The organism is Streptomyces sp. NBC_00510 (assembly GCA_036013505.1).
Lineage (GTDB): Bacteria > Actinomycetota > Actinomycetes > Streptomycetales > Streptomycetaceae > Actinacidiphila.
The window spans coordinates 10136387-10147553 of record CP107851.1 but is presented as its reverse complement, the minus strand read 5'-3'; the positions used below and the strand labels follow the sequence as shown (position 1 = coordinate 10147553).

Sequence of the window (11167 nt, the reverse complement as noted above, 5' to 3'; positions counted from 1 at the left end):
ACCACAGCGCTGCGCGCTGTGCAAGGGAAGCCCACCGCTTCGCGGTGGGCTGGACCGCTCGCTGCGCTCGGCGGGTGCGGTCCGCTTCGCGGACCGCCAACCCCTCCACTTCGTTTCGGGGTTGGGCCCCGCGCTTGCGGGGCTGGCCTCACTTCGTTCAGCCTGCCCCTTTGCGGGCCCTGGTGGGCTTCCGCTTCGCTCCAGCCCACTTCCTGGCCCTGACTCGTGCTCAGGGTCAGGCGCGCTGCGCTTGCCTGACTGGCTCTCGGCTTCGCCTCAAGCCTTGGGGCCCGCTGACGCGGGCCCGGCTGGCTACGAGGGGTGTGAGGTGGTGGGCGCCTTTGAGTGATGCAGCATGTAGAGATGGGAAAACGGGCCACCCCCCTCAGAGGACAGGCCCGCTCCCCCGGCCGGAGTGACCGGCATGCTTGCACCACATAGCGGCCGCTGACATCACCTCACACACCCCACAGCGGCTCCTGACGGAGCCACACCCGCACAGCCCCTCCCCTCAGGAAACCCCCACGCGGCCCCACAGACGCCCAACACCCCACCCCAGCCGCTCGCAGCCCCACACAGACGCTCACAAGCCACGGCCCGCCCCGCCCCCACCACCGCCCCACACCGGGCCCAACAGCCCGGCAACCCCACGCACCCACCACCCAGCACAGCGCCCCGCCGGCCCGCCCAGACCGGGAAAGGGCAAGCCCACACCCCAGGCCAACCATACCCACCACAAAACGCCAGGGAATTAGGAGAAGTCAGAACCCGTCACCGGGCCGCATAGCCGCTTGACCAGGCCATACGCGGACGGACGTTGGCGTCCGCCGCAGGTGATGGCGCACGTATTGGCGCAGGTGATGGCGCAGGTGATGGCGCAGGTCCGGCTCGTACTGACGGACCGTCAAAAAGAAGTGTCCACGAGATCGCCAAATCGGCTGGAGGGCAGACCACCGAGTCTGTATGTTCTTATCGAAGGTAACTCCGGTGGCACGGAGGAGCCCGAACCGTCGTCAAGCGAAGGGCATGCAGTGGAAATCGTGATCTCTGCGGGAGTCGTCCGGCAGGCTGAGCAGGCTCCGGACACCCCCGAGGCGCGGCAGGCGCGAGTCATCGTCAACCTCCTGCCGACTCCGGCCCTGCTGGTCAAGGCCCGCGTCGTGCACCACGAGGACGAGGGTTACACCGGCATTCGGTTCGACACGAGCGCCGGGCCGGTTGTCCTGATGATGCCGGTCGAAGCCGGGTTCGAGTACCACGTGGTTCACGAGACCGACGAGGGCCCGAACATCCTGCGCAGCTACCCGGGCGCGCTTCGGCCGCAGGCAGTGGCGTTCCGGCTCGCGGAGTACATGCGCCAGCAGTTCGGCCAGTGATCACCCGGCGGGCCGTGCGGACCGGGCGGCCCGCCGCCCCCACCCAGCCTTTCCAGAAGGAGGCACCATGTCGGAGCTCACCACCATCCACCCCGCCCGCATCGAGACCAAGCCGGTCACCGACAACGAGCGGGAGCAGGCCGAAGCCGGGTTTGGCCGGCTGCTGGCCCAGACCGAGCACGCCGCCGCACTCGGCGGAAGGCTGCCCCTATGGGCGCGGCGCGCACGCGAGGTCTTCACCCTCGGTTGGGCACTCGGCGTCCGCTACGGCCACACCGGCCCCGCTCTGGCTCACATGCCGGTGACCGACGAGGAAGCCGCCGTAGCGCTCACCCCGATGGCGAAGCGTGTTGGCGACGGCCGCGCGCCAGACCTGGGCGAACTGGTCGAGTACCACGGCTCACTCACCAGCCGTCACGGCCGCTACTGGATCACCGACATTCGGGGCACCATCTCCCATGCCGGCGCGGCCTATCTCGGTTACCGGCTGTCCGAGATGCGCGAAGACCGATACGTGACCGTCGTTAGCAACGTGCGCCGGGTGAGCATCACCCCGCTCGGAGTGTTCGGAACGCTGGAGTTCGACCGGTAACAGCCCAGGTCAGCAAGGGTGCGGGGCCACCAGAAAAAAACCGGTGACCCCGCCCCATAAAGAGCGTATTATCGAAGACGTTCGACGGGTGGCACCGCCGGACACCGAACCAACGTCAACGCACGAGAGGAACCCACCTCATGACCCACCAGCAGAACCAGCCCCAGTCCCCCGCCGCCACCACCGCCGCGCGTAACGCGTCGCTCGCGGACCTCGCGGGCCTGCTCAAGTCGCAGCAGGCCGACAAGGTCGACGTCGTGGCCCCCGCCGCCGCGCTCACCGCCCACGGCGGACAGATCGTGGTGCAGGGCGTGGCCCCCGTTCTGTCCACAGGCGGCGTCACGCTCGCCGACGGCACCTACCGGCCCACCCAGGTGGCCGACGAGGGGATCGCCGACAAGCTGCGCATCCCGCTCGCCTACCTGCGACGCATGCGCGCCGAGAACCTGCCGCTGTTCGATCTGAACGTGTCCGGCTGGCTGGAGGCCGACCCGTCCCGCCGATTCCTGCTGCGCACGTTCCGCAGCGCCGAGGAGGGCACGCCGGGCGTGCTGCGCGCGCTGCTGTCGGACAGCTACCGCGTGATCGACAACTTCGACATTCTCACGGCCGCACTCAACGGCGTGCAGCAGTCCGGGCACGAGGTGAACATCACCGGCTGTGACCTGACCGACCGCCGCATGCTGGTGCGCGTGGAGTCCGAGCACGTCCACGTGCACGCCCCCCAGCTGCTCAAGGGATACCGCTCCCCGTTCACCGGCCAGACCGGGGACGAACTGCCGATCGTGTCGGCAGGGTTCGTGATCTCCAACAGCGAAGTCGGTTCCGGGGCGTTCACCATCACCCCGCGCATCGTGGTCCAGATCTGCCGCAACGGCATGCAGATGGGGCACGACGCGCTCAAGGCCGTGCACCTGGGCACCAAGCTGGAAGCCGGTGTCATCCGCTGGAGTGCCGACACCGAGTCCAAAACGCTGGACCTGATCACCGCCCGCGCCCGCGACGCAGTGGCCACCTTCATGGACCGCGCATACCTGGAGGCCAAGCTCCGCGAACTCGAGGAGCAGGCCGGGGCCCCGGTCAAGGACCCCGCCGCCGCGATCGAGTTCGTCGCGAAGAAGCTGCGGTACACCGACAGCGTGCGTGAGTCGGTGTTCGCCCACTTCATCCACGGCGGACAGGTCACCGCCAGCGGCGTGATGCAGGCCATCACCGCCACCGCCCAGACGCTGACCGACGCCGACGCCGCCCACGAACTGGAAGGAACCGCGCTCACCGCCATGGCGATGGTCCCCACCGCCTGACAGACCCCCGGTGCGCCGCCACCCCCCGGCGGCGCACCCGGCCCTACCCCTCCCGGGGCCGGTGCCCCCAGGCCCCCGGGGCGGTGCGACGGCCGCCCCCGGGGAGCCCGCGGGCGGCGGCCGGGCACGGCCCGGCCGGGGGAGCTCCCCGGGGCCGGAGGGGATGCGAGTTCCCCGCGCTGACGGCGAGTTCCCCGCCCACCGAGCCGTTCGGTCCGAGTCCCCCCGCCCACCGGGCGAGTTCCCCGCGCTCCCCCGCCCCGTGGAGGGGCACACCCCCCATGCCGAGGGCCGCCACCTCAACCCGCTGTTACAGCGCACCGTCCGGGAGGCCACCGGTGGAAGCGTCGCCGGTCTGACTGACTCCCCGCACACGCGGGGACAACCCTGGGAAGCAGTTGGTCGCTCCCAGCCGAGCTGTCGTCGCCAGGCAGCACTTCGCTACGCCGCCCGTTGCCCTGGTTCACCGGGGCAGGTCGTGGGTTGACTGCGGAGTCAGCGGCGGGGCGTCGGCCCCGGCAGTGACCACGTCCGTGGCTGTGGGGTCGAACCCTGACGGCCAGATCGTGGTCGCGTCAGCCACCGCCCCGGTCAGGCCGGCAACGCTCGGGTCGGTGCCCGCGAGGTCCGCGCCCCGTAGATCGGCCAGCTCGAACCGTGCGCCTTTGACCACTGCACCCGTCAGGTCGGCTCCGGACAGGTCCGCAGCACGCAGGTCCGCTCCCTCCAGCCGCGCGTGCCACAACACCGCCGTCCGCAGGTCGGCCTGGCGGAGGTCGGCGTTGATGAGCACGGCACCGGCCAGGAAAATGCCGGTCAGATCAGCACGTCGCAGGTCGGCCCCGTTCAGGCCCGCGTCGGTGAGGTCGCTGTAGTGCAGGTCGGCGTCGACAAGGTCGGCGAAGACCAGCCGGGCCCGGCGAAGGTCGGTTCGGTCCAGGCGCAGTTCCTGGAAGTACGGCGTGCGCGCCCTACGGCCGAGCACGGTCATCGCCGCCTGGCGGTCCGGGGATCGCAGGGACAGCGGTTCTTCCCCGCCGTACGTGCGGGCCAGCTCGCCTTTGCGTGCCGCATCGCGGGGAGTCGGCCGCTCGCCAAGCGGGGCGGCCGGCCCGGTGCGTTTCACAAAGGAGCACAACACCTCCGCGATCGGCCCGCGGTCGGCAACAGAATCCCGGGCGATGCGCTCAAGGGCATAGACCGCACCGATCCGTACCTCCGGGCTGGCGCTGCCCAGCTGCTCCACGGCCGCCGTGAAACGCTGAGTGAGATGCCCTTGCCGGCTGACATCAAGCTGGCGCCAGGTGAAGAAAGCGCCGATCAGCAGGGCCACACCCGCCAGCCCCTGCAACAGCGTGGCCCGGATGTCATTGACCGCCTTCGCCCGGTCTGCAGCGGGCGTCGCGGGAGCGTCCCAGCTCAGCAGATACCGCGGTGCCACCACCGTGACGAAGACGACCAACAGCACGCTGCCGCTCACCACGGCCAGCCCTGTCAGCCAAGGCCGGGCAACACGCTGCGACCCAGGACGCAGCACCTCCCGTACGGGATGCCCAGGCAGAACCCTGTACCGCTCCGACGCCCTCGCCATCCCCCATCACTCCCCGCCCACGCTCGCCGCACAGCAAGGAGATGCGCCGTAGGAGCTGTCCCCAAACACCCACCCAGAACAATCCCCACCGTCTCCGGAACCCTTGCAAAACCACAAGTGCACCGCATCCCGAACTACACGGCCACTACCGCCCACTCCACGACCAGCCCCACTCCTGACGCCGTCCCGCAACAAAGCGGACGCCCATACCGCTGGTGCGAACCCGTCTCCCGCCGTGAATCCGCCTCACTTATTTGGTCCGAGTACCTGGAGTTCGCCCCGCCCCCGAACGGCAAGCGCGGAAAGGGCGAGGCCACCGCCTTGTCCATGCGGCCCTACTACGCGCCCGGCACCAGGCCACAGGACACCCCGCCGTGGCGGCAAGCAGCCCCGCCGGGACCCGCCCCGCCCGCCGTTCCGGCACTGGAGGAGGAGCAGCGGACGGGAACCCGACGGCCCTGGCCCCCTGTTCCGGCTGCACCCGACTGTTCCGGTTCGACCCCCAGCGGGTGGCGTCCATCGCGATCGACCCGGCCACTGGCACCTACCCGGTGCCCGAGAGATGGCCCCACCGCACGCTGTACCCGGTCTGCCACTTCTGCGCGCGCCGCGCCAACATCCAGCGCCGCAAGCACGGCCTGCCGCTGGGCCACGAGAACGACACCTTCGACGACCTCATGCGGCGGCCGACAGCGCCAGAGTTCGGTGGAACGAGGACGGCCGCTGTAGCCCGCCGGCCCACCCGGCCCGGCCCCGCACCCCCTGACCGCACGCATTTCACCGAATTCGCTTTTCGATATTCCGTAATTCCCTTGACGAATTCCCGGAGAGGTCCCCCATGCGAAGATTCCGCCTGCCCCGGCTCCTGCGACCCGCGCCTGTCACACCCGCCCCGGCTGCTCCGGTCGACCGCCGCTGCCTGGACTGCGGCAGACCCGGCACCGAACAGGTGGCCACGCTCCCCCGCGTCCACGGCGCGCCCCGGCCGGTGTTCGCCTCCCGGCCCCACGCGGCCCGGCACCGCATCTGACCAGGCCCGTTACGGGGGTGGGGACGGACAGAAAATCATTCGACCCCACCCCGGTAAATGCGTATTATCGAAGATGTCGGGAGAGGCACCCGGCGTCCGAACCACCGTCACAGAAGAGGAGAGCCATCATGGCCACTGCGACCAAGGCCCGAAGGCCGCGCCCCCGGCCGACGACGTGACCGAGAAGCCCGACGCCGCCACAGCCCCCGCCGAGGCGTTCGGCACCACGTGGACGCTCCAGGACATCGACCCGTCCCACCTCGTTCGAGACGAGGCCAGCGCGCGGCCCGACACGCCGCCGGACGCGGCCCTGATCGCCTCGATCAAGGCCATCGGGGTTCAGGAGGTCGTCGGCGTGCGGCCCCGCCCGGACGGCACCTTCGGCGTCTTCAAGGGCTGGCGTCGCTCCCAGGCCGCCCAGCTCGCCAACGACAGCGCGGAGGCCGAGAACCGGCCCCCTGCATAGCGTCGCCTGCGCGGTGCACGCCGACCTGGTCGGCCGCGACGCCGCCACCCGGCTGCTGTCGCTGCTGGAGAACGACCAGCGCGAGGGCATGACCGAGCGCGACAAGGCCCGCCGTCGAACAGATCGCGCTCGCAATGAGCGACGCCGAACTCACCCAGGCCGCAGGCGTGCCGGCACGACTGCTCGATCGCGGGTGGCTGGTCTACCAAGGCGAGCAGGTGGCACTCACCGAGGCCGGACACCGCGCGCTGACGGAGTACGACCGACGCTGCGCGGAGCTTGCCGCCCAGCCCTACGGGGTGACGCGCAATCCGCTGGGCGGTGAGTTCCACGACCCGAGCGAGCCCATCCGCAGGCTGCGGTATGCCGCCACCGGCGCCGAGATCCACCCAGGCGACACCGTCCCCGACGTCTACGGGGAAGCCGTCACCTACCTCGGTCCGACCATGTCGAGCGCCGACCAGGGCACGACATGGTTCCCCAGCTTCAATGCCCGCCTGCTGTACCCGGACCGGACGCCATGGCTGCTACCGCCCGCCGAGTTCGGAGCCGTCTACGACCCCGAGCCTCCCGGCATCTACCCCTGATCTGCCGCCGCCCCCGCGATCCGGGAGGGATCCGCCATGACTGCCGCACTACGCGGCCAGCCCGCGTGAACCCCGCCCTCACCGGCTCCACCCGACCGCGCCCACCACCAGAGGAGGAATCCGCATGCCCCGCATCCGCCGGCCCCGTGCGGCCGACGCGTTCCCCTACGACCTGACCCCGAAGACGAGCGAGGACACGTTCGCCGCGGCCGCCGCGGTCCTCACCGCGCGCGGCTGGATCAACGGCGAGACGTTCCGCATGCGGCCGACCAGCGTCCGAGCCGATGAGGTCTTTCTCGCCCCGATCGTCGGCGGTAACGACGTCTCCCCCGGCGCCGGTGGCGTCGAATGGCAGAACCAGGAGCACCGGCACAGGTGGAGCGAGGCCGCACACCACCTGGCCGAAGCGATGACCGGTGCGGGCTGGACAGCTTTCGGCACCACGCTGACCGGCACTGCGTTCCGCCGCCCCGACGGCCCGGCCACGGCTCTGGTGCCCGAGCCGGTACGGGACGCCGACGACCTTGCCGCCGCGCCGGGCCGGCGCTCCCGTGCGGCTGCTGGCCATCGCCGCCGAGGAGGGCATCCAGGCCGGACAGCTGGACGAGGCCGTCCTGAGGCAGCGCACGACCGGGCCGCCGACGCCTACAACACCGGTGCGCACCCCGAGGTGGACGGAACGGGGCGTACCTGGCCTCCCATGTCGACGCCGAGACGCGAGCCGGACAGATCAACGCGGATGGCCTGGAGGCCCAGTTGGCCTTTCTGTACGTGCAGTGCACCAGCGAAGCCGCGTTCCGGGCGCTACTGCGCGACCTGACGTCCTGACCCCCGAGTGGCCCGCCGCGCCGGCGGCGGGCCACCACCCGCTACTTCCGAAGGAGGCTGCGCCATGGCCCTGTGGCAGCCCTCAACCACTCCCCCTGAAGGCCGCGCCCTGATCGACCTGCTCACCCGCCTCCGCGGGATCCACAGCCGCTGCGGTGAGCTCCCCGGCTCGAACGTCGTGAGCGAGATCGAGCAGTGGGCCGACGGGTGGAAAACCGGCAGATCACCGACCAGCCGGCACATGACCCCGCAGCCCCGCAGTGACGACCCGGAGGACACGACGTGCCCCGCCTACTTGCCCCCTACGTCGCGCCCGCCGACAAGTTCTCCTCGTACCCCGTCGAGCTCGCTCTCGGTTCCTGGTCCTACGTCATCGACGACGGCGTCGTCCACGGCCCCGCCTGGTACCCCTTCCACCATGCGGAGGCGGAAAGAAAGCCGGACCCCTCTCACCCGCCACCTCCCAAGCTCGCCCCAACAGACCGGACGACCCCGGCCAGGGTCCGGATCTCCCCCGACGCCGTACCGGTCCCGGGGCAGCGAGTACGTGCTCCTCGGATCCGCCGGCCACCACGTCGAGGCGCTGATGCACCTGTCCGTCGCCCGGCAGGGCGAAGGTGCCATGGTCCGGCGTCTGCCAACCGCCCGAACCACGGCGACCCGGCTACCTCCCCCGGCGACCGTTCATTGAGCCAACCCGAGCCACCACTCCGCGACTTGGGCATCGATCCGATAGATCATCTGGGCCTTGCCGGTGTCTCCGTCATAGCCGCCCTGCCAGTTCTCGATCGGCCAACGCTTCTCCCCGAACAGGTCGGCAGCAATCCGGCTGAGACGTGCGTGTTCATTCCGCTGCTGCTGCTCGTCGAGCCCCGAGCGATTAAGGAGCTCCGCGAACGTGACCGTGTCGCCCGGCTTCGCGGCGGTGGCCTCGAACAACGCGCGAACTCCGGCCAGGTGCTTGACCTTTCCCCACAGCAGTTCGACTTGCTCACCCGTCCAGCGACCCTGCCGCGGGACGTTCACCGCAGCCTCCGTGCCATCAATGTCGGCAAGGAGACCGGTGAGCTTCTCCTGTGCAGCAGCGACGTCAGCGAGGGCATCGACGACCGCTGCCCTCAAGGCATCCCGATTCATGACTTCCTCCGGTGTCGTATACGACTCTACAAGAGAGTATGGACTCGTATACGACTCCGCAAGTGGGCTTGGTGTTCGTCTCACCGAGTTGGGTCGTGTCTCACTGAAGGCGGACAGATGTTGGTCCGTCTCATCGAAGGTGGGCGGCAAGCGCGCGACCAGCTCGAAAGTGGAGCAGGAGTCGGAACTCACCGTCGATGGTGCGCCGCCTCCGACGCCGGAGAGGCGCTTGCCGGTGAGACGACCGTAGCCTCGCGCTGACGCCGAGGCCCTGGCCAAGTACTCGATAGATCGGGTGTGACCAGCGCTACTGCGCATCGGTACACCTTCGGTGCGACGGGTCGGCTGCGCGCCTATGCCGAGAGGATCAACTGCGAACCGGGCATCACTCCTGGGCGGAGGCGGTCAACTTCATCATCGCCTCGGCGTAGGTCGCGCCGTCAATCTCCTCGTCGTGGTACTGACGCATCAGCTCGTCGATCTTGGCCTGTAGCTCTGTCCGGTCCATCGTTATCTCCCAACATGTCAGTGCCGCAAGGTGGGGACAGTAGCGCGACACGTACCGCACGGACGGCGTTTTCCTCAGATCGAGGGCACCTTGCCCTTCCACTTTCGAGCTGGTCGCGCGCCTGCTGCCCACCTTCGATGAGACGGACCAACATCTGTCCATCTTCAGAGACACGACCCAACTCCGGTGAGACAGGTCACGGACGGCGGCACGCATCAGCCTTGCAACACGTGCGAGCCAGTGAGAGAGGGCTGGGCAAGGACTCCAGCGCTTTCCTCGCCCGGGTCCTGACCGACCCGGACGCCTGCGGCATCGACCTTTCCCGCATGCCGGGCAGCGCGTGGCCCGACACCCTCGCCGACGCGGAGAAGCACATCCTGGCCCTGCTGCGCCGCCGCGGCGTGCGGTACGTGCAGGTCACCCGTGCCGGGCAGTCCCGACTCGCCGGGATCGACGTCCTGGACGACTCCCGCACACCCTGGATCATCACAGGCCGCGGCCGATGGGCCCTCAAGGCCGAACTGGAGACCAACAGCACCGTCCCGCAGCAGGCCGGCGGATCTGCAGCATCCGCGCCGAGGGCGAGCCAGGAGACGACTGGATCGCCGGTGCGTTCCCGGACGCCGTTCACCCAAGTCCCGGGCTACCACGCCGGTGAGCAGTGCCGCGCCGAGCACGACCGGGCCGCGGACACCAACCCGCTGCGCACCGCGTGGTTCCCGCTGATCGACTGGGGCTGGGGCGACCGGGAATGCGAAAACTTCCTGTACGACCTGTTCGGCGTGCGATGGAAAAAGTCGTACTGCACCTTCTGCTGCTTTCCGGTGAGCCTGGGTGCGCTGCCGGCGCACCTGGACCGCATGTGCCGCTATCCGCAGATCGCAGCCCTCACCCTGCGGCTGGAGTACACCTCCATGCGGCTAAAACCCAACAGCCGGCTGTTCGGCCGGCGCAGCCTGCTCGAGCAGTTCCGTCACGACCGCAGCGGAGACACCGCGGTGCTCAAGGCCTTCGCCGAGGAACTGCAGGCCTGCCCCTGGGCGGTGTACCGGGTGCGCCGCATCCTGCCCGCCAAGGCCGGCCCCCGGACAAGCGCGGCCCCGCGATGCGGTCGGTCCAGCTGCTCCGCCACGAGGAGCCGGGTCGGATCGCCCGCTGCGGGACATGGCGGACAAGCGCCAACTACTGGTGGAGAACGACGACCCCTACGGGTCGGTGCGGGTGTGGCTCCGCACGCGCGGGGAGAGCTTCCCCGCCGTGGAGGAGCTGCTGGTCGCTGCGCCCGCATCCGTGCGAAGCAAGGAGCGGCCCCGCTTCGCCGACCGCTGGGCCGAACTCACCGCTCACCGGTGAGCACTACCGTCATCATCGACTGAGGAAGGAAGGAGTGCCGACCATGAGCACCTCCACCGCACAGCTGCTGGACCTCACCGCACGCGCCGCGGGCACCACCGACCCGGGCGCCCTGCTCGAGATGCTGCAGGCCGGCCACACACACTGGTGCGCGGGCGTGGCCGAGCTCCGCGCCCACATCGCCGAGCGCTGCGCCGCGATGTCCGACCAGGAGGTGGCTGAAGCGTGCGTGCACGCCGGTGCGCCGTGGGAGCCGGGTGCGACTCGGGAGGAGACAGTGGCGTACCTGGCGTTCGCCGAGTGGGACCGAAGTCCCGCCGCGATCGCGTACACCGAGCTCGCGACCCGTGCGGCCGAACTCGGGGTGTGCCTGGCGCCCGGCTGACCGCGCCGGT

The 11167-nt window shown here is 69.9% G+C and carries 11 protein-coding genes; 8 read left to right on the top strand and 3 right to left on the bottom strand.

Annotated features, from left to right (window positions below; all coding sequences use genetic code 11):
- The first annotated feature begins 836 nt into the window (after window positions 1-836).
- From OG937_46260 to OG937_46250, 3 genes are all read left to right on the top strand, one after another.
- Complete coding sequence (locus OG937_46260; protein WUD78584.1) at window positions 837-1376, top strand: hypothetical protein; 540 nt, start codon at window positions 837-839, stop codon at window positions 1374-1376.
- Between the two features lie 67 nt (window positions 1377-1443).
- On the top strand, window positions 1444-1968 hold the full coding sequence (locus tag OG937_46255; protein WUD78583.1) for a hypothetical protein: 525 nt from the start codon (window positions 1444-1446) through the stop codon (window positions 1966-1968).
- A gap of 140 nt (window positions 1969-2108) precedes the next feature.
- Entirely contained in the window at window positions 2109-3272 is a 1164-nt protein-coding gene (locus tag OG937_46250) for a DUF932 domain-containing protein (protein WUD78582.1), read from the top strand.
- Between the two features lie 463 nt (window positions 3273-3735).
- Here OG937_46250 and OG937_46245 read toward each other — a convergent pair whose 3' ends face one another.
- A complete protein-coding gene (locus tag OG937_46245) occupies window positions 3736-4752 on the bottom strand; it encodes a pentapeptide repeat-containing protein (GenBank protein WUD78581.1) in 1017 nt (338 codons plus the stop codon).
- 1214 nt (window positions 4753-5966) lie between these two features.
- On the opposite strand from OG937_46245, the gene OG937_46240 reads away from it, so the two are divergent.
- The 3 genes from OG937_46240 (at window position 5967) to OG937_46230 (ending at window position 7766) form a co-directional block, all read left to right on the top strand.
- The gene (locus tag OG937_46240; GenBank protein WUD78580.1) at window positions 5967-6359 is read left to right on the top strand and encodes a ParB/RepB/Spo0J family partition protein; all 393 of its coding nucleotides are present in this window, start codon (window positions 5967-5969) and stop codon (window positions 6357-6359) included.
- A 134-nt stretch (window positions 6360-6493) separates the two neighbouring features.
- Window positions 6494-6946: a hypothetical protein gene (locus tag OG937_46235; GenBank protein WUD78579.1), complete on the top strand. Its 453-nt coding sequence runs from the start codon at window positions 6494-6496 to the stop codon at window positions 6944-6946.
- Between the two features lie 124 nt (window positions 6947-7070).
- Window positions 7071-7766: a hypothetical protein gene (locus OG937_46230; GenBank protein WUD78578.1), complete on the top strand. Its 696-nt coding sequence runs from the start codon at window positions 7071-7073 to the stop codon at window positions 7764-7766.
- A 692-nt stretch (window positions 7767-8458) separates the two neighbouring features.
- Here OG937_46230 and OG937_46225 read toward each other — a convergent pair.
- Together OG937_46225 and OG937_46220 are read right to left on the bottom strand one after the other, a co-directional pair.
- Window positions 8459-8911, bottom strand: a complete 453-nt coding sequence (locus OG937_46225; GenBank protein WUD78577.1) for a hypothetical protein — start codon at window positions 8909-8911, stop codon at window positions 8459-8461.
- A gap of 385 nt (window positions 8912-9296) precedes the next feature.
- On the bottom strand, window positions 9297-9419 hold the full coding sequence (locus OG937_46220) for a hypothetical protein (protein ID WUD78576.1): 123 nt from the start codon (window positions 9417-9419) through the stop codon (window positions 9297-9299).
- 230 nt (window positions 9420-9649) lie between these two features.
- Here OG937_46220 and OG937_46215 point away from each other — a divergent pair, with 230 nt between their 5' ends.
- On the top strand, window positions 9650-10795 hold the full coding sequence (locus OG937_46215; protein WUD78575.1) for a hypothetical protein: 1146 nt from the start codon (window positions 9650-9652) through the stop codon (window positions 10793-10795).
- A gap of 20 nt (window positions 10796-10815) precedes the next feature.
- A complete protein-coding gene (locus OG937_46210; GenBank protein ID WUD78574.1) occupies window positions 10816-11157 on the top strand; it encodes a hypothetical protein in 342 nt (113 codons plus the stop codon).
- Window positions 11158-11167: the final 10 nt, after the last annotated feature.